The organism is Vibrio sp. 14G-20 (assembly GCF_026241515.1).
In the GTDB taxonomy this organism is placed as follows: Bacteria; Pseudomonadota; Gammaproteobacteria; order Enterobacterales; family Vibrionaceae; genus Vibrio.
The window spans coordinates 137,545-163,580 of sequence record NZ_JAPHPW010000010.1 but is presented as its reverse complement, the minus strand read 5'-3'; the positions used below and the strand labels follow the sequence as shown (position 1 = coordinate 163,580).

The following is a 26,036-nucleotide window of genomic DNA, read 5'->3' as shown; positions in this document are numbered from 1 at the left end:
TTACCCTTCCTTCTCAATCGTATCTAGGCATTCACGAAGTAGTTGACCATACTCGTACTTACCTGGACATACAAAGGTACACAATGCTACATCTTCTTCGTCTAGCTCTAGCGCACCAAGTGCTTGAGCACTATCAATGTCGCCTGCACATAGATCACGAAGCAGCAATGTAGGTTCCATATCTAGAGGCATTACGCGCTCGTAGTTACCAATTGGAACCATTGAGCGGTCACTACCGTTTGTTGTCGTTGTCATGTTGAACAACTGACCTTTAAACAGGTGACCAAGGAATGAACGAGTAACAGAGAACTTGTTCTTACCAGGCATAGCCCAGCCGAATAGCTCTTTATCACGACCTTCACGTAGAACAGAAACTTGCTGATGGTAACGACCAAGGAAAGCATGTGGACCTGTTGCTTCAGTACCCGTAAGTACAGAACCAGAAATCACACGAACTTCGCCTGGCATTAACTCGCTGTCTGTCAACTCTTCAAGGCTAGCACCAATTTGAGTACGAACTAGACGTGGGTTGTTCACCACTGGACCAGCCAGAGAAACAACACGCTCAGAGTAAATCTCACCAGTAAGGAAAAGCTTACCGAATGCGATAACATCTTGGTAGTTAATGCTCCACGCTACATTTTGTGCATTTACCGGATATAGGTAATGCATATGCGTGCCTGCAAGACCTGCAGGGTGTGGGCCATCAAAAACATGTTCTTCAACGTTAGACTGAGCTGAACGAGGTAAGCTAGTACCTTTTTTACAAACGTACACTTTACCGTTAGTCAGAGTTGAAAGAAGATCTAAACCAGCAACGAAAGCATCAGACTGCTCGTTAATGACTAATTCTGGCTCAGCTGCTAGCGGATTAGTATCCATAGCAGTAACGAAAATAGCCTGAGTTTCAGAATCAACTGCTGGAACCTTGCTGAACGGACGAGTTCGCAAAGCGGTCCATGCGCCAGACTCAATTAACTGAGCTTTAACCGTTTCACGGTCAAGACTTGTTAATTGGTCAGCTTCATAGCTATTGAACGTGATTTGCTCATTGCCTGCTACTTCAATCACTACTGATTGAAGAACACGCTTAGCACCACGGTTCACTTCAATAACTTTACCGCTTGCTGGAGAAGTAAATACAACACCTGGGTTCTTTTTATCTGCAAAAAGAACTTGGCCTTTCTTAACTTCATCACCAACGCGAGTATGCATCGTAGGACGCATACCAACGTACTCTTCGCCAAGCAAGGCGACTTTAGTGATGGACTTACCATCATTAATCACCTGGGATGGAGTTCCTGCGATAGGAAGATCCAAACCCTTCTTTATTGTAATCATACGCACTTGCACTACTTTATCGGGAAAAAGATTCTTTTAATTGCGTAAATTCAGGACGTTTTAAATCGCCCTTAGACACGACATTACAGTGTCCGGTTCTGGCAAACTTAAGGCACCAGAATCGCAACATCACATTAATAAAATCATCACAAATGTTATGTGAGATTTATCAGGTGCGGTATTCTAGCATTTTTTGACAACTTGATGCCATGATCAATAACTTGAATACGGTCATTATTTGGTGAGATTTGAAGCATATGGTCTCTCAAATATGTATAAATTTGACGAGCCGCACAGATAAATTGGCTTTTGAATCGTGTTTTAAACAAGAGATTAATACTCTGTCACAAAGTAATATTTTACGATTTATGTTGAAACACTGTTAATAAAAACATTACTCATTGTAGGTATTTTTAGCCGTTCAATTTGCCATCAGCTTGAGTGATGTAACAACGAAAAACACATAGGTTTTACGATAAAAAAGGCGGCATAACCACCTATTCTATATTCGAGAGCTTTCTTACTTGCCGCCACCCATGCACATAGGGCTATCTGGCACGTTATCTAGCTGCTTCATCCATTCATCTTTTGTATAAGTGTGAATGGATAATGCGTGAATACTATTCGCTAGTTCTTCTGAAAGCGCTTTATTTACCGCTCGATGACGAGCAATGAGACGCAAACCTTCAAACACATCGGTGACAACAATCACTTTGAAATGACTCTCAGAACCAGCCGGAACATTGTGCATATAGCTCTCATTAACCACGTTTAAATGACTTGGTGAAAACTCATTGTGCAATTTTGTTTCGATAACTTCTTGGATCATTGTGATTCCTTAATAACGTATTGGCATTATCTGTTAGGTGAGTATAAACCCTAACAAGTCAAATGTATGAGTATTTCATAGCGAATGACATGGGTTTGGTTGAGTTTTTTCTATCTTGTTCAGCCTGCATTTGAGACAATATCTTTGTTATTTCTTACATAAGTATCTCAAGCAATGAAAACCGAACTTACCCTTCACGACAGAACTTTGACCTTACATCGTTTCCCTAAACGTTCAAATGAAACCCTTCAAGCTTGGGATGCAGGCGACGAATACATTATTAGCCACGTTGAAGAAATGAACATTGAACCTGGCAAACACATCCTGATCATGAACGACAGCTTCGGTGCCCTATCGACCTGGTTTTCGAAAGATCATGATGTCACGATGATGAGCGACTCATTTATCTCTCACCGCGGTGCCCTGAAAAACTTGCAACGTAATCAAAGCAACCGAGTGAACTTCCTGAACACAATGGATGATATCCCACACGGTATCGATCTTGTGATCATGCAGCTGCCAAAAACAAATCGTCACCTCATTTGGCAATTGAGTCAGCTACGCCAAGCTTTGCCTAAAGGCTGCCAAGTGATCGGTGTCAACAAGGTAAAAGAGATTCACACCTCTACGCTTAACCTGTTCGAAAAACACCTAGGCGAAACCAAAACCTCGCTAGCGAAGAAAAAGCACCGCTTGGTTTTCTCTTCTCCAAATTGCCAACCAGTTCAAACTGTCGAGCCGTTTGTGGAGTGGGATGTAGACGGTGAAGATATCCGCTTGAAAAATTTACCGAATGTTTACTCAGGCGAAGCACTCGATCAAGGCGCTCGCTATATGCTAGAGCATATCCCTCAAGATCCAGAGCTACGTCATATCATCGACCTAGGCTGTGGTAATGGTGTATTGAGTGTTAAAGCTGGACAATTGAACCCTCAGGCTCGTATTACTTGTGTTGATGAGAGCTTCATGGCGGTGGAATCAGCACGCCAAAACGTCAAGGATAACCTTGGTGAAGAAGGTAACTTTCAGTTCATTGCCAACAACTGTTTAGATGGTTTTAAGAAAAACAGCACTTACTTAGTAATGTGTAATCCTCCGTTCCATCAGCAACAAGCGATTACTGATCACATTGCATGGCAAATGTTCTGTGATGCAAAGCATGTTCTAAGCAATGGAGGCAAATTAATTGTTATTGGCAACCGACACCTCGGATACGATGTCAAACTAGCAAGACTATTTGGTGAAGCTAACGTTGAAACGCTTGAACTAAACCAAAAATTTGAGATATTACAAGCAACAAGAGAACCTGCGAATTTTAATAAATAAGCAGAAACGACTTCACAAGAATTTAAGATACCGAGCTTCTGGTGTGAATTTAGAAAGGATAAAGGAATGAAAAAACTGATTTTGGCTGCTTCTATTATGGCTTTGACAGCATGTTCAGCCCCTCAGCAAGAACAGATCAATGTAATGCCAGAAGCTTCACTAAGCTCAAGTAACCTAGTACAAGGCAAAACATACACACTAACAAGTAAAGATGTTCGTGCCGCTCAATACGTTGCACTGGTTGATAGTGGCCGTTCAAATATTCAGCCAATTCACGCTAAGCAGAACATGCGAATTTCTCTAGAGAACGCGGTAGCACAGCAGTTAGAGTCTCAAGGTTACCGTGCAAGCGTAAATAGCGAAAACTCGATTGTTTTAGAGATTCAGGAAGCGCTTGTTACCGTAGAACACACCATTATGGAAAACCAAATGGACGGTAAAGTAACGCTTGAAGTAACAGCTGAGACACCGGAAGGTAAGCTCGTTAAAACCTTCAACGGTACTGCAACTCGCACAGGCGCATTAAGCGCTTCAAACGATGATATCGCGATGGTGCTTAACGATGTAATCAACTTGGTATTGAAAGAGATTGCCAATGACCAAGAGCTAAAAACTTACATGAAGGAACGTTTCTAATGGGTCGCATTTTATCTTCTATTGCATTAATGCTGGTGAGCGTGAGCGTTTGGGCTGGTCCTAAAGTGAACGTAGAAACAACATTAGGCAACTTCACTATCGAGCTTAACCAAGAGCAAGCACCAGTGAGTGCTGAGAACTTTCTCAAGTACGTTGCTGACGGCAGCTACGAAGGTACTATCTTCCACCGTGTTATTCCTGGTTTCATGGCACAAGGTGGCGGTTTCGATCAAGACATGAATCAACAAGCGACTTATGCTCCTATTAAGAATGAAGGTAGCAACGGCCTGAACAACGATACAGCCACAATCGCTATGGCTCGTACTAATGCGCCAGATTCTGCAACTCGCCAGTTCTTCATTAACTTCTCTGATAATGATTTCTTGAACGCAAAAGGCGGTAACCCAGGTTACGCAGTATTCGGCAAAGTAACTGAAGGTTTTGATGTTGTTCAAAAGATGGCAACGATTCCAACCAAGCGAATGGGCCGCATGTCAGACATCCCAGTCGACCCAATCATCATCACTAAAGTGACCCTTCTTAAGTAATCCAATGTAACGCCCTTATTTCTTAAGGGCGTTTTTCTATACAAGGACGCCCTATGTCATCAGGCACTCCCTCTCTTTCTTGGATGCAGACTTTCCGCAGCTACCTTGATAAACGCTTACTTTGGGTGTTTATGCTCGGTTGTTCGAGCGGCTTCCCATGGGTTCTTATTGGGTCCAACATGTCTGGTTGGCTAAAAGATGCAGGTTTGACACGAGCAGCCATTGGCTACTTTGGTAGTGTGTTTGCCGTCTATGCGATTAATTTTTTATGGGCACCATTGGTAGACCGAGTAAAACTGCCGGTGCTTCATGCAATACTCGGCCAACGCCGCAGTTGGATCTTTTTCTGCCAAACCATTGTTTTAATCGGCACCTTATTCATCGCAGGTGTCAATCCCGCAGAGAATTTGGCGTTTACCTCAATGTTGGCGCTCGCTATTGCCATTGCCTCAGCCACGCAAGACATCGCGATTGATGCATTTCGTATTGATACCTTCCCAAAATCCGAAGCATCAAAACTGCCGCAAGCTTCTGCAATGGCCGTAATTGGTTGGTGGACGGGGTATTCTCTACCAGGCTACCTTGCCTTTATTAATGCAGATTCAATCGGTTGGAATGGCGTGTATTACGGAATGGCAGGTGTCGTTGTTGTATTAATGCTGTTTACTCTTTTTGTCGGAGAGCCAAATACACAACGCGAAGCCCTACAAGAACAAGCACAGCAGCGACACAATAAAGTGGTCGGCTCAAAGCTTGTCGCTTGGTTCAGTGTAACGGTAATTGAACCGTTTTATGATTTCTTCAAAAGAAACGGCGTTCAAGTTGCCATTACTCTATTGCTGTTTGTGTTCCTATTTAAGATAGGTGAAGCCTTCTTAGGTCGCATGTCGATCACCTTCTATAAAGAGATAGGTTTCAGTAACGAACAGATCGGACACTATTCGAAGTTAATTGGTTGGGGGGCGACAATATTCTTCACCTTACTAGGCAGTGTCTTTAATGTGAAGTTCGGAATTGTGCGTGGTCTGATGATCGGTGGTGTTGCAATGGCGGCCAGCAACCTCATGTTTGCATGGATTGCTCAGGTCGGCCCTAGTGAAACGCTGTTCTTGGCAACGATCATTGTCGACAACTTCACGACCGCCTTTTCAACCGTAGCCTTTGTCTCTTTCTTAACGCTACTAACCGGGCAGGCCTTCTCAGCAACCCAATATGCCTTACTCGCATCCTTGGGTAACTTCGGTCGGACAACGCTAGCTTCTTTCAGTGGTGAACTGGTTGATTACCTCAATGATTGGTCAACCTTCTTTATCCTAACCGCACTTATGGTGATTCCAAGTTTGATCATGCTCTATTCGTTGCGCCACTTTTTCACGGATCTATTAGAAAAAGCCAAAAACAACCAAGAGTAAGATGAAAAGAAAACAAAAGAGGGTAGCACTGAGCTACCCTCTTTTACGTTCTGTCGTCAGATTTAGTCTGTTGTGCCACTGAAGGTCAAGTTAAACCCAGTTCCCATCGAATCAACAATCGCCACCACTTGATAAACAACACCGTCAGATAAAGTAATGGCCGCAACGTCAATCGTGCCAGTAGATGAAGCTTTTGCAACGGTAAGGGTCAAGTAATACGATCTCGCGGCAATATAAATACCATCTACGTTACCTTTGAATTTCATATCTCTTAGTGCTGGATCGATAGCAAAGAACCCCATATTATCGGTCAGAAATAATTCAAAGACTGAGTAGATCCGCGGACTGAATGCGTGATTTTTAGTGAGAATATACTTAGAAAAGAATCCTGTTGATTTTGATATGCATGTCACTCTAATTAGTAGAATCGTTTGCTTAGCGCAGTATTTCACCTGTTTATCCATAAAATAATCAAATTTCACAAAATCAATAGAATTAGAGGTGCATCAAGATGCATTGCCACCTTAAAGTTCCATCATTTAGATCATTAGTGTGATCAACTTCAAATTAATAATTGTAGTTTTCACTCCGTCTCACTTTTATTTGAGAACAAAATCGCTATTATGCTCGGCATTCGGACATCATAAACACGCACGGATTAGCGGGTTACTTATTTCAAACATAGAGAGTTCCATTATGCGTAAATCACTTTTAACTCTTGGCCTACTTGCAGCAACTTCTGCTCCTGTAATGGCAGCGGATTATTCTGACGGCGACATCCACAAGAACGATTACAAATGGCTTCAATTCAACCTTATGGGTGCTATTGATGAGCTTCCAGGTGAGTCAACTCATGATTACCTAGAAATGGAATTCGGCGGCCGCTCTGGAATCTTCGATCTGTACGGTTACGTTGACGTATTCAACCTAACATCAGACAAAGGTAGTGACAAAGCTGACGCAGACTCAAAAATCTTTATGAAGTTTGCTCCACGTATGTCTCTAGATGGCCTAACTGGTAAAGATCTTTCTTTCGGTCCAGTTCAAGAGCTATACGTTGCTACTCTTATGGAGTGGGACGGATCAAACGGTGGTGTAAACACCCAAAAAGTTGGTCTTGGTTCTGATGTAATGGTTCCTTGGTTTGGTAAAGTTGGTCTAAACCTTTACGGTACATACGACTCAAACAAGAAAGACTGGAACGGCTACCAAGTTTCGGCAAACTGGTTCAAACCTTTCTACTTCTTCGAGAACGGTTCATTCATCTCGTACCAAGGTTACATCGATTACCAATTCGGTATGGATGATGACAATAAAGCACTAAATACATCAAATGGTGGTGCTATGTTTAACGGCCTATACTGGCATTCAGATCGTTTCGCTGTAGGTTACGGCCTAAAAGGCTACAAAGATGTTTACGGTCTTAAAGATGACGGCCTAGCAGGTAAGACTACTGGCTTCGGTCACTACGTAGCAGTAACTTACAAGTTCTAATCGAACTTCTAAGAAAGTTTCAAAAATGGCACCCTCGGGTGCCATTTTTTATTGCTTTCATTTAATGCCTCGCTATCCTTGCAGCATCACTTTCTTATCTCGGTATTGCTGTGAACATCACTATTGTTGGACCTGGAGCTATCGGCTCTTTATGGGCGATTAAACTGCTTCAAGCAGGTCATAATGTCTCTTTATGGAGTCGCTCCCCTGAAACCTCAATTGACCTATCATTGGATAAGCAAGTTTCACTTTCCTTCAGTAACAACAATATCGAAAAGCTATCTGCAAGTGACTTAGTGATCTTTACAGTCAAGGCTTGGCAATTAGAAGAAGCCACCACTCCACTACTTCAACATCTCGATCCCGACACCATTCTCATGTTCATGCACAACGGAATGGGCGCGGTCGATAACATTGCCACTCGAATTGATGCTCACCCGATTGTATTGGCGACCACCACCCAAGCAGCTTTTAAACCCGACCGTAAAAGTGTATCTCACACAGGGTTAGGCCAAACTCAATTGGGGGCTTTTAACCTCAAGGGTCAACAGTGCACTTTTTTAGTTGATGTATTGGAACATGCCTTACCTGCCGTCAGTTGGAATCCAGAAATAAAAACAGCGCTGTGGACTAAGCTCGCCATCAATTGCGCTATCAACCCACTGACAGGGTTGGAACAAATCAAGAACGGCGAACTTGCAGACCAAAGGTTTGAGGGGATTTTAAGTTCTATCGTTGAAGAGCTCACACAAGTTATACAGGCCGAAGAGATCGCTTGTTCATTCGACGAATTAGAAGCAAGCGTCAAACAGGTCATCCAAGCCACGGCTCAAAATAACTCATCCATGAAGCAAGATATGTTTTACCAGCGTAAGACAGAGATCGACTTCATCACCGGACACCTAATAAAAACAGCGCTTAAGCATCAGATAGAAGTTCCCGTTAACCAAAATCTGTTCGCTCAGGTCAAAGAGCAAGAAAATAGCTGGAATCATCAAGATTAGTCAGCAACGGTTAACAAGTCGCGATAAAATAACAATACCGCTAAGCACAACGCTAGCTCCAATATCCAAGATTTTAGGTAAGAATAGATGCTTGATATCAATCACATCCGAGAGCAGTTTCCTGCGCTATCACAAACCATCAATCAACAACCATTGATTTACTTAGACAGCGCGGCAACGACACAAAAACCTCAGGTGGTTATTGATGCCATTAGCCAATATTACTCCAAACAAAATGCCAATGTTCACCGTGGTAGTCATAGCTTAACAGCGAACGCGACCAGTCAGTTTGAAGCGGCAAGAGATAAGGTCGCTCAGTTTATTGGTGCAAGATTTTCAAAAGAGATCATTTGGACTCGCGGTGCCACCGAAGCACTTAACCTGATCGCTCAAACCTACGCAAGAAGTACCCTTCAGCCTGACGATGAGATCTTAGTGAGTGAAATGGAACACCACGCCAACATCGTGCCTTGGCAAATTGTGGCTGAACAAACCGGTGCTAAAGTCATCAAAGTACCAATGACATCAGACTGCGAATTCGACCTTATTGCCTTCGAGGATCTATTGAGTGAGAGAACTAAGATTGTTGCTCTGGCTCAGATAACCAATGTCACTGGTTCTCGCCAACCGATTGAGCAAGTGATCGAAAAAGCCCATAAGGTGGATGCCATTGTTGTGGTCGATGGCGCGCAAGGCATTGTTCATGAGCCAATGGATGTCGCTACTTTAGGTGCGGATTTCTACGTATTCTCTGGGCACAAACTCTATGCCCCTGCAGGTATTGGTGTGCTTTACGGCAAACTTGAATTGCTCGAAGCGATGCCACCTTGGCATGGCGGTGGCAAAATGGTTGAGCGCGTCTCTTTCTCTGGCACTACTTTTTCAGAACTACCTGGCAAATTCGAAGCGGGCACGCCAAATGTGGCAGGAGCGATAGCCTTAAGCACCGCAATAGAATGGTTAAGTGATTTTCCACAACAATATGTAGAAAATCATATCCACCAGCTACAACACGAGACTTATCTTGCGCTCAGTAAACTGGATGATATTCAGATTTTAGGGTATCAACCCAACGCAAGTGTGATTACTTTTGTTATGGATGGTGTTCACCATCAAGATATAACGACTCTACTGGATCAGCAAGGTATCGCAGTACGTGCAGGACATCATTGTGCTCACCCATTAATGGATGCACTTAATGTGAAAGGAACGGTTCGAATTTCATTTGGTATTTACAACAACATGGATGATGTGGAAAAGCTCGTAGCGGCGATAGAAAAAGCCGTTGATATGCTTTAGGGAGTATGTAGGGTTGGCGTTTAGCGTCAACCCTTTTTGTTTCTGTGTATCTAAGACATATTAAGCACTTAGCTCTTGGATTTGAGCAACAATCGCTTTTAATCCATTACCGCGAGATGGGCTTAGATGGGTAATTAAACCGATTTTTTCAAAGTAACCATCAATATCGAACGCTTGAACCTGCTCTGATGTTTTTCCATCATACGCAGCCATCACTAATGCAATCAGACCGCGAACGATACGCGCATCAGAATCAGCACAAAAGTGCCAAACACCGTCGATATTTTGAGAAACCAACCACACTTGGCTTTCACAGCCAGAGACTATCATCTGCTCACTTTTCAGTTCATCAGGCATCGTTGGCAGTTTCTTACCCCATTGAATCACTTGGCGATAACGGTCTTCCCAGCCGCTGAATGTCTGCATCTTCGCGACAATATCATCACTGGTAATTTCAGTGCCGAATGGAGAGCTTGGGAATGTAGTCATTTTAATATCCAGTCGATTGTTAATTGAGTAGAAGACGTTACTTAGCGTGCTTTTGAATCAGCTTTTCTACGATACGTGAAACAGCCACAAAACCAAACGTCGCGGTTACAACCGTTGCCGCCCCAAAGCCCGTCGCACAGTCCATGCGTTTTGGACCTTCCGCTGTTGCTTTCGCAGCACATACACTGCCGTCGGCTTGAGGGTATTTCAGTTGCTCAGTCGAGAACACACAATCGATACCAAACTTACGCGCAGGGTTCTTAGGGAAATTATGATGACGACGAAGGGTATCTTTTAGCTTCTTCGCGAGCGGATCTTGGATCGTCTTAGTCAGATCGGCCACTTTAATTTGAGTAGGGTCGATTTGTCCACCCGCACCACCGGTGGTGATCACCTTAATTTTGTTACTACGACAATATGCCAACAGTGAAGCCTTAGCTTTCATGCTGTCAATCGCATCTAACACAAAGTCGAACTCTTTCGATAAGTATTCAGCCTGATTATCAGGGCCAATAAAGTCGTCAATCAGGTTAACTTTACACTCAGGGTTAATCAGTTTAACGCGCTCAGCCATCACTTCGATTTTGCTTTTACCAACGGTACCCGACATTGCGTGGATCTGACGGTTGATGTTGGTCACACACACATCATCCATATCGATCAAAGTCAGCTCACCTAAACCAGTGCGAGCAAGCGCTTCAACAGCCCATGAACCAACGCCACCAATACCGATAACACACACGTGTGCGGCTCTAAGTATGTCGACTTCACTATTGCCATATAAGCGACGAGTGCCACCGAATCGTTGGTCATAGTTTTCTGAAGCTGGAGTGGTCAATTCACGCATTGTTGCCGCCAATTTATTTCTGAGAAAAAGAAAAGAGTGCGTTTTATACGCACTCTTGAATAAAAAGTCTAGGGGATTAGCGATTCGCTTTCAATGCCCTATTTTATTGCCGCTTACTCGACCTTTTCAGGTGGTAAAGCCCAAGGCGCTTCGGTTGCGCTGCCATCTAGACCCAGCTTCCACACTCGACCAAAATGCTTGTAATGACCCGCTTCAGTACCCGCTCTTGGCCCCATACCGTGGTAGAGATCCAAGTGGTTCTGCTTAACCGCGCCACCGGTATCCAAAACCAATAGCAGTCTTAGTTGGTGTGCACCGCTCCAAGTACCATCTGCATTTAATAGTGGTACTTCAGCAAGAATCGGCGTTCCCATCGGTAAGATAGAGCGATCACCCGCAACTGCGGCCATTGGTAACAATGGAATGCCTGCGCTACCGATTACCGACAAGTCATCTCTTGCGCTAAAGAAAACGAAAGATGGGTTTTGCTCAAGCAGCTCTTTGACGACTTCAGGATCGTTTGCCAATACCCACTCTTTGATTGCTTTTAGCGACATTTTTTCGCGTGGAACTAAGCCTCGTTCAATCAGAACACGGCCAATGCTCACGTAAGCTTTATTGTTCTTACCCGCGTATGCGAAATACTGCAACGTATCGTCATCACCGAAATGCACGAATCCACTGCCCTGCACTTCCATCATAAACGGGTCGATACGATTTGCAGCGTAACCTAATTCAAGGCCCTGGCCTTCTAATGCACCGTTGTAGATCTCTTCGCGTGTTGGACACTCTTTATCGCACTCTGGAAGTCCATAAACAGGGAATCGATACTCCTCATTCGCTTCATGGCGTAATTCCATCACAGGAGAGAAGTAGCCCGTGAACAAAACATTGCCTTGCTTATCACCACCACCAAGTTGAGCAGTTTGAACGCCAAAGTTTGCTAGTTGGCTTGGATCACCACTTTGCAGCGCCCATTCATTGAGTTGCTGATAAAGCGGCTCATAGATTTTCGCCATCGAAGGGGATTTGGATACCACCATCTCAGCTTGTTCAGCGAATGCGGTGTAGTCTCTTGGTTTATTGGATTCAACCTGATCGACCTTATTTAAGGTTCGAGGAAATTCATCATCAAGATGTTGTTGAGCAAGATCAGTGGGTTGAGCACAGCCAAATAGTACAGAGGCGGCAACAAGGGGAAGCCATTTTTTAATCACAAGAGTCATCCTAAAAATTCTATGCATCGAGGATGACAAAAACAGTCAGATAAAACAATCTTAGATTGTAAGAGTTTACAGTAAGATAACCTATCGGACTGAGTGAACGATATGGCCTTTAAGGCGAAAGACAGGATTATAGTGACTGTCAGAATCGAGCACCATTTCTGTATTGTCAGAATTGGTCATGCGGAAACGATACGTTTGATCACCCGCCTTATACTCGAAGTAGCTACCGTCAAAGTCAAAGCTCGTCGAAACAACAGACCCACGAACTGACACACCATTAGCATTCAGTACGAACTCATCCGTCGCATAATGGGCAACATCCTGCTCTACCCAAGTACCGTATAACAAGTGGTCAGGCGTTGCTGCATCTTGTACTCGAGAAAGCACATCGCTAAATAAAGAAACCACAGCAAATGAGCCCACCAAGGCTAATACCATCAAGCAACGTTCGATGATCTTACGCTTCAATTTAGATTGATTGCGTTGTTCTGCTTCACTGTAAAGGTTTTTCGTTATTTCATCGATCTTGTTCTTTCGTGCTGGCGCTTGTTGCATTCGGTTACTACTCATAAAGATGCTGTATACATTCTACACTGAGACAGTTTATATATTGAAGCCTAGATAAGAATAGTTTGCGCTTTATTCCAAAAAGGTGTTGTTTATATTTGAATTTAAATGCTAAATTATCGAATAAATAAACAAAATGGACTTGTTCTGTGAAATTAAGAAGTACAGCGCTAGTAAAAGGTTTCAGACAATCAACCCCTTACGTAAATGCTCATCGTGGCAAAACCATGGTCATTATGCTGGGAGGCGAAGCCGTTGCCGATAGGAACTTTGGTAACATTATTAGTGATATAGCCTTGCTCCACAGCCTTGGGGTAAAGATTGTTCTCGTTCACGGAGCAAGACCGCAGATCAACCAATTGCTCGCCAAGCAAGATTGCCATACGCCATATCACAAGAATATTAGGGTCACTGATGAATACTCTTTGGGCGTCGCTATGCAGGCTGCTGGCCAACTACAACTTGCCATCACAGCTCGACTTTCGATGAGTTTGAACAACACCCCGATGGCAGGTACTCAACTCAATGTGATGAGTGGTAACTTCATTACGGCTCAGCCGCTAGGCGTGGATGACGGTACGGATTATTGCCACAGCGGGCGTATTCGTCGAATCGATATCGAAGGGATCAATCGCACGCTTGACCAAGGTTCAATTGTACTGCTTGGCCCTATTGCCAGCTCCGTGACAGGCGAAAGCTTTAACCTACTTTCTGAAGAGGTCGCGACCCAAGTTGCTATTCGTCTAAAGGCCGACAAGCTGATTGGCTTTTGTTCTGAGCAAGGGGTCACGGATCAAAACGGTAATGTACTCGCCGAACTTTTCCCAAAAGACGCCAAACTCATTCTAGAGCGCTTAACTCAATCTCAAAACCCTGCCGAAGACATGAGCACTGGCACACTTAGATTCCTAAAAGGTGCTATCTCAGCGTGTCGTGCAGGCGTACCTCGTTGTCACTTAATCAGCTACAAAGTGGATGGTGCACTAATCCAAGAACTGTTCTCTTTCGATGGTATTGGAACCCAAGTGGTTATGGCGAGTGCCGAGCAAGTAAGACAAGCTCAGATCGACGATATTGGCGGCATCTTTGATCTTATTCGCCCGCTTGAAGAACAAGGTATTCTCGTTCGTCGTTCAAGAGAACAGTTAGAACAAGAGATCCATCGTTTTACCATTATCGAAAAAGACGGTCTAATTATTGGCTGCGCAGCACTATATGCGTATCCAGAAGATCACATGGCAGAGATGGCGTGCGTCGCTATCCACCCTGATTACCGTGATGGAAACCGTGGGCAATTATTGCTGGATTACATGCGTCATCAATCGAAATCTCGTGATATCGACCAGATTTTTGTCCTCACCACACATAGCCTTCATTGGTTCCGCGAACAGGGTTTTTACGAGATAGGTGTTGATGAATTACCGATGGAAAAACAGGGGCTTTATAACTATCAACGAAATTCAAAGATCCTAGCATTGAACGTATAAATAAAGTTTTGGATCAAAATCTCACTTTGATTTCAAATTAATTGCAAATGTAATCGTTTACTATATGAGTTTTATTAACTATGCACTTTAACTCACACCAATAATTGTATAGAATTTGCACGTTTTATGAATGTCAACAAACGTTTTTATTGGAATACCCCCCAATGTTTAACCTATAACATTGAGGTGGTCACTGCACGGATTGCTATACCCGTTAACGGTCAACACGCTAGAAGCCGTTCTGACCGTTGATATAAACAGCAAAAAGAGCAACATTGATATGAGAACCATTGTTTGTAACTCGCTGCAAAGTTTTTGGGATATGGCTGATAACCAATTCTTAGAAGGGCTAGACGTACACTGCGTGTTCCCTGTTAGCGAGAATCTAAAAGAGTTTATTTTGAATTGCCAAGCAAAGTACAAGATAAACCACATATCGTTTACTCGAGCGTTTTTAAGCAAAGAGTCTTAATAACGTTCAAAGCAACCAGGGATGGTTGCTTTGTGTTTATCTAGCTCTAAGTTCAAGCCCTTTTCTAGCGTCCATTAACGACTAATTCGTTAAGCGACTGCCTAAACCACTCACTCGCTCTGTTTTCACCTTAATCCCACGCTTCAATACATTTGTATCGCTGAACATCATCAGTCGTTTCTTAGCACGCGTAATCCCTGTATAGATAAGCTCGCGCGTTAAAATAGGGCTGAAGTCTGGCGGTAAGATCATTAAGGTCAGATCAAATTCACTGCCTTGAGATTTGTGTATCGTCATCGCATAAGCGGTCTCATGATCAGGGACTCGGCTTGGAAGCACTGCTTTCACACTGCCATCTGGTAACTCAAAATACACCTTCAATCTAGGTGTGGAATTCGCACTATTTGACTCTAAAGTCGTTGCATCAGCCTCAAGCATACAGATACCAATATCACCATTATACAAACCCAAACCATGATCATTACGCGTTACCATCACAGGTCGCCCGTGATACCACAATTCATCGTTGTGTGGATTCACCAAACGTCTTGCTGCAAGCGCCCTTTCGATTCTGTGATTAAGGCCTTTAACACCAAAATCCCCTTCACGAATAGAACACAGTAATCGACACTGGCTAAACAGATCGAGAACCGATTTTGCGCGTGATTCTTGAGTCTCTAGCTCTTCAAGCGGTACATTCATTCTATTGAGATACCCACCATATTCATTGACCAGAGTTCGCAGCATCAAGTTATAGCTATCACTCGACAGCGGGTGATTTTCAATGTCTCCAAACCCTTTAGCAAACACTTGATCGACCTGATTAGCAGAACCGTTATTGATCGCTTTTGCCAACTGCCCGATACCTGAACGCGCATCGAAGCGGTAACTCTTCTGCAGCATGCACAAACTATCTGCAATCGCAGGAGGATTAACCGATCCAGCTTTGACTTGTCTTGGTTTAGCTATCGCATCAAATCCTGTCATATCTGCAATCAAGTTGCCTTGCGCACTACTATAACCAGCAGAGTTGAATGAACAGATATCACCTAACACTGCGCCAGCCTCAACGGAAGCCAGTTGGTCTTTATCTCCCAACAAGATAAGCCTTGCGTGTTCAGGAAGTGCATCCACCAGCTTATACATCATGGATAAGTCGACCATCGAAGCTTCATCCACTACCAAGATATCAAGGTGGAGTGGGTTGCGTCGGTTATGTCTAAATTCCGCTCGATTAGGAATCGCGCCGAGTAATCTGTGTAAGGTGCTCGATTCTGTTGGTATGTTGTCCTTTACTTCAGGTGCTAATGGCAGCTGCTCAATCGCTTTACCAATCGACTCAGTTAAACGTGCCGCCGCTTTACCTGTCGGAGCCACCAGCTTGATCGTCGGTGTTTTACCTTGGCTTAACGATTGCTCAACCATCGCCGATAGTAATTTGGTTACCGTAGTGGTTTTACCCGTGCCCGGCCCACCAGAAATCACCGCGAAACGACGGCTTAACGCCACCGCTGCCGCGACCTTTTGCCAGTTCAAACAGACAGATAACGGCACTAGACTATCCAGTACATCTAAATCGGTCACTTGTTTGGCTTGAACAATCGCTTGATCGATAGAACCCCAATCCAAAGCCTGTTCATCGACGATATCTAGATGGTCACACACTAACTGCTGACGCAACACTTGAGAGGTTTGTTGGTTTGCTTCAGCCTTTGCTAAGGCATTGAACAGAAAATGGTAACTGCGTGCGAATAGTTGATTGAGCGTTTCAGTTAGCGCTTTTTTCTGCTCAATATTGAACTCTACTGGCTTACTTAAACGGTTTAAGATCTCAGCCAACACAACTTCGTAGTTCCAATAACGCTGCAAGTAGACACGCTGCCCATCAAACATCAACGGCTTAACGCAGTCATTCGTTGTTCCAACTAGGTTAGATGATTGCAGAACAGTCACCCAATCAATACCCAACAACTTTTGATTCAATTGCAGGGCAGTTTCACCGTACAACCCAAGTAACTGAGCTAGATCTGCCGTTTGGTCAGGGCCTGTCGTATGTTGCTGTATAAGCTGAGTACAAATGTGCCCTTTGCCTAATTCATGGCTTACTACCCCAGCGAGAAAACTGATCTCTTGAGAGTGACTCGTCGCTTGCTGAGCAATAAAACGGGCAAATTGATAATCCAACTGACGAATAGAACCCTTATCCGCAAGAAACTTGAGTACATCCATAAGTTGCTCAGGAATAAGTGAAACTGGCTTTAGCGTGTTCGCAGCTTCTATGCTGGTATTAGTGGTCGTTGTTGTCATTATAAAAGCCCCATCTGTCCAGTTTCATCGTCATTCAATTGTGCTGAACGTCTGTCTATCACTTTACCGTCAATCAATTGATCCATTTCATCGAGCACAGCCAAGGTTGGTTTAGCCGAGAAAATACCTTGTTGAGATTGGCCGTCCATTCCTCGTAGGAACAAGTAATAAGCCCCACCAAAATGTTGCTCATAACTGTAATCTGCTACGCGACTGCGTAGGAAGCGGTGCAATGCCAACGCATAGATTTGATATTGCAGATCGTAGCGGTGGTCGGCCATCGCCGATTTCAATGCTTCACCATGGTAGACGGCAACGTCATCACCTAGATGGTTCGATTTCCAGTCGAGTACATAGTATTTACCTTGATGCTCAAACACCAAATCGATGAAGCCTTTCAACATGCCTCGCACCGTTTGAAAGCCTAAATCACCCGCTTTTGCTGACAATGGATCGTGATACTGGATGGTTTGATTCAGTTCAGATGCAGCCAATACTTCGATTGGTAGTAAGAACTCCATCTCGACTAATCGTTGTGTTGAGTCTTTCTCGCTTAGTTTTAAGTTCTTGCCATCCAACGCGGTGTTCAACACCGCATCGACCAGTTGTTGAAGCACAGGTAGCCACTCTAATTCGTATTGTTCTGATTCTAATAAGTGAGTGATTACTTGCGTGTTATGTTCGCTGGTTGCTGGCTCGGTAAACTCAACCTCCTCAAACAAGGTGTGCAAGAAAGTACCTGGGCGAGCACCACGAGGGAACGTAAAGATAGAGCGTTCAGGTTCAATCAACTCAGACTCATCCTGTTCATCAGCCGAGTCAATATCAAAGCCAGACACCTCAATGGTCGCGTCATGACTAGCACCGTGACTGCCTTGCTTTACAAGCCCCGAGTAACTGGTTATACGCCAAGCCCTGTCGATTGAAGCCTTGAGTTCATTAGCATGTAACTCTTCACTCACTTGCTCTGTTTGTACAAACACTTGCTCATGAGCAGTTGGTGTTTCGGCTAACAGCACACTTGAATTTTTGCCTTTAATTGCCGCTAGAGCTTGATGCAATTCTGCAATACCCTGCTCTTGTCCGTTTTGAACCAAGTAGCCCATGGCACTCAAATGCACGCCTGTCGGTTCTTTGGTTGAACGCCCTTTACGCAGTGGCGCCATACCAATGAAACAACCATAAACCGCACGAGTCAGCGCTACATAAATCAAGCGCAAGTCTTCCGCTAGTCGCTCTTTATCGGCTTGTGCCAATGCGCTGTCACTACCAGTGATATCAAGCACCGTGGTATCTGAATCATGGTCGTAGAATTTGCCTTCACTCGCTTCTCGGTAACTCGCGACAAATGGTAGGAATACTAGGTCATATTCCAAACCTTTCGACTTGTGAATGGTAACGATTTGAACCAAGTTTCTTTCTGATTCAAGACGTTGAATATCGTCTTCACTACCGCCTAAACCATTTTGTGCATCGGAAATCGCTTCAGCTAGCCAACGCAACAAACCGTAGTCGCTGTCGAGCTCTTGTCTTGCTTGTTGCAGCAATTCGCCTATGTGCATCAAGTCGGTGAGTGAGCGCTCACCATTTTCTTCTTCCAGTAAGCGTTCCGCTAAATGTCGCTTGCTGATCACGCTACGCAGCATTGGTAACACACCACGCTGCAGCCATAACTTACGGTATTCTCGAAATTCGTTAACGACGTTTTCCCACACCACTTCATCGTTGTTGAGTTCATCCAATGATGCGGCATCCAAAGCAAACAACTCCGACGCTAAACTGGCGCGTAATGCACGGTCATTTTCAGGAGTCAGCACCGCCTGTAATAAACGCTGAATATCTTGTGCGACCAAGCTGGTGAACACGCTATCTCGGTTAGACAAATACACGCTTGCAATGCCTTGCTCAGACAGCGCGTTCTTAATCAGACGACCTTCACTACCGGTTCGAACCAAGACAGCAATATCACCCGCATTCACAGCATGTTGTTTTTTGCCGTTATCAAAATAGGCTTGTTCGTTTTGAGAAGCCGTCAGAATGGTTTGAACTTGACTCGCCGTCGCCTCGGCCATGGCTTTGTGATATTCGCCTTTTGGTAATGGCTTATCTTCAGCATCTTGCAGCCAAAAGGTAAGTGCGTGCTGAGTTTCTCCGTTCATTACCCATTGGCGTTTATCAGCCGATGGGCTGGCTGCGACGGGCAAAAATGGAATGTCTTGGTCGTAGATAAACGGGCTATCCGAATTCATAAACACTTGGTTTACCGCGCTGACCATATCAGCACTCGAACGCCAGTTAGTGCCTAACGTATAGTGTGCACTAACTTGGTTTCTTGCCTTAATGTAGGTAAAGATATCCGCGCCACGGAAGCCATAAATAGCCTGCTTCGGGTCACCGATCATAAACAGACCACACTGCGGGTTATCGAGATAAATTCGGCTGAAAATACTGTACTGCAGCGGATCGGTATCTTGGAATTCATCGATCATCGCCACTGGGTATAAGGTACGAATTCTTTCCACCAGCAGTGATTGCTCATCCACATCAATCGACGCAGATAACTGAGTCAGCAAATCATCAAACGATAGCCATTGCTTCTGCTGTTTAGCTTTGGCTAACATGGTCCGACAATGAGTAATCGCATGTGCCAACAATGGGGCTTTCAGGTCGGCAGGAGAGTTTAAGAAGTTCTCAATAGCCTCAAACACCGCGTGTTGAGGAGCTGTACCTTTAGGTGTTTTCTCAATTAATGTTGCTTGTGAGAACTTCTCTAGTTTATCTGGAAACTGGTAATCATGAGTGTCGCTCTGCGCCCATGCCGTCACCGCTTCTAACCATGTCGGCAACGACTTCTTGGTGTAGCTGCGTTTGTTCACATCTGAACCTGAAATCAAAGCCAAAAAGTCCGCTTCGGATTCGCACCACAACGCCTTAAGTTGCTTCACTTTATCTAGGTTTTGGTCGTGCAGAGCTTGCAAGTCACCCGACATCGCTTCCACGGTTAGCTTTAGTGGAGAACCCGTCAAATAGCGATTTACGTCTGCTAATAATGCAGCCGGTGAGCCCCAAATATTACGAACCTCACCTGCTAGTTGAATAGGTAGTGGGTAAAACTGCTTACGCCAATAGTCAGCAACCACTTGCGCTTTCAGGTGACTTTCATCGGTCACAAATTCATTATCAAATCGACTGCCAGACTCAAAGGCATTTTGGGTCAACATGCGCTGACAGAAGCCGTGAATGGTGTAGACCGCAGCTTCATCCATTTGCCTTTCCGCATTGAGCAGTGTTTTCGCTGCGCCCGCGTGATCCTCGATGGCTTGTAACAAAGGAGCAATCACTGGGTCGTCACTTTGTCCACGAGCAAACGCAATGCGTGCATCATGGATTCGGGCACGAATACGATCCCGCAGCTCTGCAGTTGCCGCTTCGGTAAAGGTCACCACCAGAATTTGGTCTACGGTCAGTGGCTCATGGTGTCGGGTAGCTTCTGTAAGCTCACCTTGTGGTGCAGCCGTGCCGTGCCCAAGCAGTAGGCGTAAGTACAAGCCAGCAATGGTAAATGTTTTACCTGTACCCGCCGACGCTTCAATTAAACGCGCGCCATGAAGTGGAAACGTCATGGTATTGAGTGTCTGTGGAGCAATTACCTGAACACTGCTTGTGGTCGTCATGCTTTACTGCCTTCTGATAAATATGTTGTTACAAATGTGACCTAGTGTGGAAAACGTCATTCAATTTACGTCCTACGCTGATTTGTTAATAGTTAGTGCGATCTCTCTCACGGATCAATTCGGATCGCCTCGCTACTATGCGCCCACGAGTTCAGGAGCGCGATTCGAGTTTTATGCTCATTGCCTACTTTGAACCACAGAATAATGGTCCCTCTGACCTGTGGCCGTACAGCGAACGCCCTACACTAATAATGATTTACTGGCGGCCACTTTATTTCTTGTACCTTGATTCCCTTCACTTGGAAAGCAAGCATCCCAAATACTGACCAGCAACTCTCTTTCGTCTTTCATTAGTTCAGCGCACCCGCGATTGATCGTGTCGATCACAGCCGCTTACTCCTGATCTTCCAGATCGGCAGCAGCCAACCTTGCCGCCTGTAACACAAGCGTTGAATACATACGCGACTCTGCAGCCAGCTCATCGTCCCACTTAGGCCAAATACGCGAGATGTAGGTATCTCTGCCCTCGCCCGTAAAGGCGAAGCTGTCATTAAAGGTATCGGCCATTTTCTTGAGCGACTTCTCTTCATCATCGATCCATTTACCACGGCTAAAACCCGCTTCAACGCCAGCCAATGCGGTTTTGGGGAAGTAAGGCAGTGGTGCAGTCATACCTTGATAAAACAGTCGAACTAACTCAGCTAATAGACTCTTTGCCTGCTGTGTATCGCCAATCGGTTGTAGCGTTTGGTGAACCACGCCTTCTTTTCTGTCATAGCCAATAATATGAGTCGTTTTGCCGTGCCCCATCACCGCACAACATAGATGATCAATCCACGCGGCCAAATAATCTTGCGAGCGAATTTTACCGCTACGGAAGCGCACCAAGCCCGATTGATAGTTTTGAGTAAGCCAACCCATCAAACGAACTGGTTTCCCCTCACCTAGTACGTCAAACTCAATATTTACCTCAAGATCTTGCTGTGGCTGCCCACTTACAAATCGAATCTCTTTGGCTAAGTCTTCCGCTTGAACACGGTTGGTTTCAAACTCGATATCACCAAAAGCGCCAACCGGTAATCGACCTTGGGCTTTTTGCTCAGAAACAAACAAGTGAACCGCTTCATCTGCCCCTTCTGGGTTATCCAGCAATACTTGCAGCAGAGCATCTTTAAGTTGGAAGCTTTCTAAGCCATTAAGCACGAACGGCTCATCGTCTTCCATTACAGGAAGTGGCGGCTCAAACACTACCTTTAAGCGACGATTAAAGAAGTATTGCACCGGCAAGCGCCAGAAACGCTGCAGCTCAACCAAATCGAGTTCCAATGGATAAGTCGCACCAAGCAAATAGTCATCCAACGCACGATTGAATTCACCACTGCGTTCACCGGAACGGTTAGCCGCAGGAAGCCACTCTTTGGCGTAACTCAATACATGACTTTCATCACCTTGTGTAAAGGCTGCCGGGCTGAACGGCGTCATGGTGTGTTCAAAGCTGATTGCTTGAGTCAAGTTGATGCCTGAATCATCACTTGGTAATGATTGGTCTTCACTTAAGCAGTAGTTCTGCTGGCAGTACTCAATCAACTCTGAAACCAATACCGACGGTACTCGCTCAGTATTGTCTTGAATCGAGCGGCCGACATAACTGATGTACAAACACTCTTGCGCCGACAACATCGCCTCTAAGAATAGGTAACGGTCATCATCACGACGAGAACGGTCACCGGGACGAGTGCGTCCGTTCATCAAATCAAAACCTTCCGGCGGCATTGAGCGAGGGTAAACCCCATCATTCATGCCTAATAGACAAACGGTTTTGAACGGGATGGAACGCATCGGCATCAGGGTACAGAAGTTCACTTGCCCCGCTAAGAAACGCTGACTGATACGTGCGCCCGACAGTTTATTGTTTAAGTACTGATAGATGATGCTTGGCGATAGCTCTTGTTCGTACAAGGCATCATCAAGCTGTTCATTCAGTTGAGAAAGTGCATCGCGAATCGACTTAAGTACCACCTCGCCTTCTAATTCAACGGCGAAGAAGTCATCAATCATTTGCAGCAAGGTTTCACGCCACATGTCGATAGATTGCGTCTCAGCAAGGCGTTGACGGGAATGTGCGATGCGATCGATAAAGTGTGCTAACTTACCGGCAAGTTCGGCGTTAATGCCCTGAACTTCGTTATAAGCTGCAATTGGAGAGTGTTCAGTCTCAAACAAACCTGCCGAGTCAGACATCGCATAGCCCAGTAGCATTCGCTGGATACCAAATAGCCAGGTATTTTGCTCCGTAGCAGGCAAGTCAAACTCGGTTGCGGTAGACGAGTCGACGCCCCAGCGGATACCCGCTTCTTCAACCCACTGCTTAGCTTGCTCGAATTGAAACTCATCAATACCGAAGCGTGCCATCATCGCTGGGATTTCTAATAACTCTAGAAGTTCAGAAGCTAGACAGCGCGTGTTTGGTAGCGCGACCAACTGCATGAACGCGGTCAAAATTGGGCTCTCTTGATCGGCCGTTCTATCCGAGATCGAGTAAGGGATATAGCGCTCACCCGGAGCATTACCAAATACCGCCTGAATCGCAGGGCTGTAAGCATTGATGTCTGCCACCATCACGATGATATCGCGTGGTTTTAGGCTTGGGTCGGCATCAAACATCGCCAATAACTGGTCATGGAGAACCTCCACCTCGCGCATTGGGCTGTGGCAAGCATGCACAGTCAACGAGCGATCACCCAGCTCAACCACCTGTTTGTGGTTGCTGGAGTCTAAGATGTGATCATCTTGGTGTTCTTCTAACTGAAGAATATCGGCTTGTAGCTGATGCAGCAGACTGTCTCTCTCGACATCAATAAAGAACTCGTGCTCTTCACTGTCTGATTGAGACAGTAAGAACAGGTTATCTCTGCCCAGCTTACCCATAGACGCAAGCAAGCTATTGCCAACCGCTTGGCTGGTATGCAGCTCATCTTCGACATTGGCTTCAATGCCATCTTTCAATGGTGATACTTCACCTTCTAGCTGAGGTAAACCATCAACCAATGCAAACTGCTTGCGACGCTGCGCTTCAACTCTCGCTAAGTACTTGCGGTCGCGAATATCGCCCCAGTAATGCTGACAAGGATTAGTAAACATTAGGTGGACATCAATCTGTTCGCCAAGCGCTTTCAAGGCATCCATGTAGCGAGGAGGCAGCGACGAAATACCAAATACAAACAGACGTTTCGGCAGATGTTGTAACTGCCCTTGTTGATTAGCCAACGCTTCAATAAAGTCGTGATACAAGTTACCACGGTGATATTTCGATTGGCCTTGAGACAGCGTTTGATCATAGAGAGCTTTCCACAAAATGGGCTGCCAAGGGTGCTCTTGCTGCCCTTCACTATCAATCAATTCTGTAACGGGCTCGCCCGCTTCCCACATCGCCATCCACTCAGGACGATATACTAAGTAGCCATCGAAGATATCGGCAATTTTCTCGGCTAATTGATACAGCTTTGAATCATCTTCGTCGTTTTCAAGATAGCGCTGTAGGGGTAAGAAATCAGGGTGGTCAAGTTTCGCGGGTAACAAACTCATTAGCTTCCACGTCATCGCTTCTTTGTTAAAAGCACTGCGTTTAGGTACATCAGGAAGCACTTGGGTAAACATATCCCAAATGAAGGTTGCTGGAAGAGGAAAATCGATATTTGCTGCTACACCAAACTCTTTGGCGAGTTCCATCTTAAGCCATTGAGACATACCCGGGCTCTGAACCAAGATCTGCTCTTTTTCGAAAGGATTGGCTAAAGGGTCACTTTTGATCAAGTGAACGAGAAGAATTTTTAAAGTATCAACTTTATTGGAATGGTAAACAGTAAACAAAGTGCACTCACGCTAATCTTGCCACAATATACTGCCAGATTAGCATAAGTGCTGAGTTTGGATTAGGAATATAAGCTTATGAAATATCGAAAGCTTAAGGTCCGTTTATCTTTTGAACTATTGCCCTTTACAATCTGCCGGCTACCGCACTTAAAACACGATGAGGTTTGTAGTTCATGTAGTAACGAATCGCGACATAACCGACGACGAAGGTTGCTACAATCAGTTCTAGGTACGCTAGGTTGAACACTTGGCTGATGTAGTGCGCTTCAACACCTTGTACTTGCATCCAAGCCGCCAATTTAAATAACGCTGTTGCACCAATCACGATTGGGAAAGTAAACGCTGCATAGCCTGGACTGAATGGCAGACGAAGTAGTTTGAAAAACGCGATGTAGATAATAAACGTCATCAACACTGCAATACCAAATAATAAACCAATGATCACTGGTGAAGGGCTAGCAGTAACGGTTAAGTAACCCGCCAAAGATAGACTAGCTGGTGCTGCCATAATCGCAATCGTTGGTTTTGCTGCATCTGGCACTTCGTGAGAGAAGATCAAACGGTAAACCATCAGTGGTAGCATCACAGCGTAAACCAATAAACCGAATACCAAAGTCGCATTCGCTACTGGCTCTAAAACTGGATTACCAGAGAAAGACACGTCAGCTACGATAATACCGATTGGTGGCACAAACCAACTTGGCACCATGTGGTGAATCTCAAAGTTTTTAGCTCTGTGGTACAAAAAGCTCACTAGAAACACAACGTGTAAAGCCACAGAGGCCAACCACATAGCTTCTTGTAAAAATTGAGAGATTGGCGCCAAAGACGCTGATACCACCATGCAGCCCATCGCAAATGTTGGTACCACACTGCCGACAACAGGGTGAGCAAGATCTTCACGCAATAGATGGCCATGAATCAAAAACTTCACAGCTAAAACAAGAAGTAATACCGCTGCAATACCTGCACTGATCCACTGCACTAAGCCTGGAGTATGCAAAATACCTTGTGCGACTAAAACGCCATCCCAGCACCAGCCTAAGCTTGCGATTGCTAGTGCTAACCCTGCCATGGGTGTTGGAGCTCCTGTTAATCTATATTTAATACGTTGAATCATGTCAGCCTCTCTTAAACTTAATTCACTAAACTTGTGAACTCATCAGCTTGTTGAAGCCATAATACGCTTGCGCTTAGTTAAACAA

At 44.8% G+C, this 26,036-nt stretch carries 20 protein-coding genes; 9 read left to right on the top strand and 11 right to left on the bottom strand.

Going from position 1 to position 26,036, the window contains the following annotated elements; translation table 11 throughout:
* The gene (locus OQJ75_RS11590; protein WP_248374174.1) at positions 1-1,341 is read right to left on the bottom strand and encodes a Na(+)-translocating NADH-quinone reductase subunit A; all 1,341 of its coding nucleotides are present in this window, start codon (positions 1,339-1,341) and stop codon (positions 1-3) included.
* Positions 1,342-1,861: 520 nt separating this feature from the next.
* Complete coding sequence (bolA, locus tag OQJ75_RS11585; protein WP_265970899.1) at positions 1,862-2,170, bottom strand: transcriptional regulator BolA; 309 nt, start codon at positions 2,168-2,170, stop codon at positions 1,862-1,864.
* 174 nt (positions 2,171-2,344) lie between these two features.
* Between bolA and OQJ75_RS11580 the strand changes: the two genes are divergently transcribed.
* The 4 genes from OQJ75_RS11580 (at position 2,345) to OQJ75_RS11565 (ending at position 6,092) form a co-directional block, all read left to right on the top strand.
* Positions 2,345-3,496: a methyltransferase gene (locus OQJ75_RS11580; RefSeq protein ID WP_265970898.1), complete on the top strand. Its 1,152-nt coding sequence runs from the start codon at positions 2,345-2,347 to the stop codon at positions 3,494-3,496.
* 66 nt (positions 3,497-3,562) lie between these two features.
* Positions 3,563-4,132: a YajG family lipoprotein gene (locus OQJ75_RS11575; RefSeq protein WP_265970897.1), complete on the top strand. Its 570-nt coding sequence runs from the start codon at positions 3,563-3,565 to the stop codon at positions 4,130-4,132.
* On the top strand, positions 4,132-4,680 hold the full coding sequence (locus tag OQJ75_RS11570) for a peptidylprolyl isomerase (protein ID WP_265970896.1): 549 nt from the start codon (positions 4,132-4,134) through the stop codon (positions 4,678-4,680). The genes OQJ75_RS11575 and OQJ75_RS11570 overlap by 1 nt, the downstream gene beginning before the upstream one ends.
* A 53-nt stretch (positions 4,681-4,733) precedes the next feature.
* Positions 4,734-6,092 (top strand): AmpG family muropeptide MFS transporter, encoded by a 1,359-nt coding sequence (locus OQJ75_RS11565; RefSeq protein WP_265970895.1) that lies wholly within the window; start codon positions 4,734-4,736, stop codon positions 6,090-6,092.
* A gap of 62 nt (positions 6,093-6,154) precedes the next feature.
* Here OQJ75_RS11565 and OQJ75_RS11560 read toward each other — a convergent pair whose 3' ends face one another.
* Positions 6,155-6,394, bottom strand: a complete 240-nt coding sequence (locus tag OQJ75_RS11560; protein ID WP_265970894.1) for a hypothetical protein — start codon at positions 6,392-6,394, stop codon at positions 6,155-6,157.
* 394 nt (positions 6,395-6,788) lie between these two features.
* Between OQJ75_RS11560 and OQJ75_RS11555 the strand changes: the two genes are divergently transcribed.
* From OQJ75_RS11555 to csdA, 3 genes are all read left to right on the top strand, one after another.
* Positions 6,789-7,586: an outer membrane protein OmpK gene (locus tag OQJ75_RS11555; RefSeq protein WP_265970893.1), complete on the top strand. Its 798-nt coding sequence runs from the start codon at positions 6,789-6,791 to the stop codon at positions 7,584-7,586.
* A 110-nt stretch (positions 7,587-7,696) separates the two neighbouring features.
* Positions 7,697-8,590 (top strand): 2-dehydropantoate 2-reductase, encoded by an 894-nt coding sequence (panE, locus tag OQJ75_RS11550; protein WP_265970892.1) that lies wholly within the window; start codon positions 7,697-7,699, stop codon positions 8,588-8,590.
* 87 nt (positions 8,591-8,677) lie between these two features.
* Positions 8,678-9,889 (top strand): cysteine desulfurase CsdA, encoded by a 1,212-nt coding sequence (csdA, locus tag OQJ75_RS11545; RefSeq protein WP_265970891.1) that lies wholly within the window; start codon positions 8,678-8,680, stop codon positions 9,887-9,889.
* A gap of 60 nt (positions 9,890-9,949) precedes the next feature.
* On the opposite strand, the gene csdE is transcribed toward csdA, so the two are convergent.
* From csdE to OQJ75_RS11525, 4 genes are all read right to left on the bottom strand, one after another.
* The gene (csdE, locus tag OQJ75_RS11540) at positions 9,950-10,378 is read right to left on the bottom strand and encodes a cysteine desulfurase sulfur acceptor subunit CsdE (protein WP_265970890.1); all 429 of its coding nucleotides are present in this window, start codon (positions 10,376-10,378) and stop codon (positions 9,950-9,952) included.
* 37 nt (positions 10,379-10,415) lie between these two features.
* Complete coding sequence (tcdA, locus tag OQJ75_RS11535; RefSeq protein ID WP_017059899.1) at positions 10,416-11,225, bottom strand: tRNA cyclic N6-threonylcarbamoyladenosine(37) synthase TcdA; 810 nt, start codon at positions 11,223-11,225, stop codon at positions 10,416-10,418.
* Between the two features lie 113 nt (positions 11,226-11,338).
* A complete protein-coding gene (mltA, locus tag OQJ75_RS11530; RefSeq protein WP_265970889.1) occupies positions 11,339-12,451 on the bottom strand; it encodes a murein transglycosylase A in 1,113 nt (370 codons plus the stop codon).
* Positions 12,452-12,532: 81 nt separating this feature from the next.
* Entirely contained in the window at positions 12,533-13,006 is a 474-nt protein-coding gene (locus tag OQJ75_RS11525; protein WP_265970966.1) for a DUF2850 domain-containing protein, read from the bottom strand.
* A 161-nt stretch (positions 13,007-13,167) separates the two neighbouring features.
* Here OQJ75_RS11525 and argA point away from each other — a divergent pair, with 161 nt between their 5' ends.
* Positions 13,168-14,505: an amino-acid N-acetyltransferase gene (gene argA, locus OQJ75_RS11520; RefSeq protein ID WP_017631938.1), complete on the top strand. Its 1,338-nt coding sequence runs from the start codon at positions 13,168-13,170 to the stop codon at positions 14,503-14,505.
* Positions 14,506-14,785: 280 nt separating this feature from the next.
* Complete coding sequence (locus OQJ75_RS11515; RefSeq protein WP_004735192.1) at positions 14,786-14,977, top strand: hypothetical protein; 192 nt, start codon at positions 14,786-14,788, stop codon at positions 14,975-14,977.
* 81 nt (positions 14,978-15,058) lie between these two features.
* Here OQJ75_RS11515 and recD read toward each other — a convergent pair whose 3' ends face one another.
* The 4 genes from recD to OQJ75_RS11495 form a co-directional block, all read right to left on the bottom strand.
* Entirely contained in the window at positions 15,059-17,284 is a 2,226-nt protein-coding gene (gene recD / locus OQJ75_RS11510; protein WP_265970888.1) for an exodeoxyribonuclease V subunit alpha, read from the bottom strand.
* Complete coding sequence (gene recB / locus OQJ75_RS11505; RefSeq protein ID WP_265970887.1) at positions 17,284-20,958, bottom strand: exodeoxyribonuclease V subunit beta; 3,675 nt, start codon at positions 20,956-20,958, stop codon at positions 17,284-17,286. Before recB ends, recD begins: the two co-directional genes overlap by 1 nt.
* A gap of 393 nt (positions 20,959-21,351) precedes the next feature.
* Complete coding sequence (gene recC / locus OQJ75_RS11500; protein WP_265970886.1) at positions 21,352-24,828, bottom strand: exodeoxyribonuclease V subunit gamma; 3,477 nt, start codon at positions 24,826-24,828, stop codon at positions 21,352-21,354.
* A gap of 127 nt (positions 24,829-24,955) precedes the next feature.
* Complete coding sequence (locus tag OQJ75_RS11495) at positions 24,956-25,906, bottom strand: TDT family transporter (protein WP_210445493.1); 951 nt, start codon at positions 25,904-25,906, stop codon at positions 24,956-24,958.
* Positions 25,907-26,036 lie beyond the last annotated feature (130 nt).

Coding starts and splice junctions, on each gene's coding strand:
- OQJ75_RS11590 (WP_248374174.1), bottom strand. CDS start 1,341: ATGATTACAATAAAGAAGGGTTTGGATCTTCCTATCGCAGGAACTCCA.
- bolA (WP_265970899.1), bottom strand. CDS start 2,170: ATGATCCAAGAAGTTATCGAAACAAAATTGCACAATGAGTTTTCACCA.
- OQJ75_RS11580 (WP_265970898.1), top strand. CDS start 2,345: ATGAAAACCGAACTTACCCTTCACGACAGAACTTTGACCTTACATCGT.
- OQJ75_RS11575 (WP_265970897.1), top strand. CDS start 3,563: ATGAAAAAACTGATTTTGGCTGCTTCTATTATGGCTTTGACAGCATGT.
- OQJ75_RS11570 (WP_265970896.1), top strand. CDS start 4,132: ATGGGTCGCATTTTATCTTCTATTGCATTAATGCTGGTGAGCGTGAGC.
- OQJ75_RS11565 (WP_265970895.1), top strand. CDS start 4,734: ATGTCATCAGGCACTCCCTCTCTTTCTTGGATGCAGACTTTCCGCAGC.
- OQJ75_RS11560 (WP_265970894.1), bottom strand. CDS start 6,394: ATGGGGTTCTTTGCTATCGATCCAGCACTAAGAGATATGAAATTCAAA.
- OQJ75_RS11555 (WP_265970893.1), top strand. CDS start 6,789: ATGCGTAAATCACTTTTAACTCTTGGCCTACTTGCAGCAACTTCTGCT.
- csdA (WP_265970891.1), top strand. CDS start 8,678: ATGCTTGATATCAATCACATCCGAGAGCAGTTTCCTGCGCTATCACAA.
- csdE (WP_265970890.1), bottom strand. CDS start 10,378: ATGACTACATTCCCAAGCTCTCCATTCGGCACTGAAATTACCAGTGAT.
- tcdA (WP_017059899.1), bottom strand. CDS start 11,225: ATGCGTGAATTGACCACTCCAGCTTCAGAAAACTATGACCAACGATTC.
- mltA (WP_265970889.1), bottom strand. CDS start 12,451: ATGACTCTTGTGATTAAAAAATGGCTTCCCCTTGTTGCCGCCTCTGTA.
- OQJ75_RS11525 (WP_265970966.1), bottom strand. CDS start 13,006: ATGCAACAAGCGCCAGCACGAAAGAACAAGATCGATGAAATAACGAAA.
- OQJ75_RS11515 (WP_004735192.1), top strand. CDS start 14,786: ATGAGAACCATTGTTTGTAACTCGCTGCAAAGTTTTTGGGATATGGCT.
- recD (WP_265970888.1), bottom strand. CDS start 17,284: ATGACAACAACGACCACTAATACCAGCATAGAAGCTGCGAACACGCTA.
- recB (WP_265970887.1), bottom strand. CDS start 20,958: ATGACGACCACAAGCAGTGTTCAGGTAATTGCTCCACAGACACTCAAT.
- OQJ75_RS11495 (WP_210445493.1), bottom strand. CDS start 25,906: ATGGCAGGGTTAGCACTAGCAATCGCAAGCTTAGGCTGGTGCTGGGAT.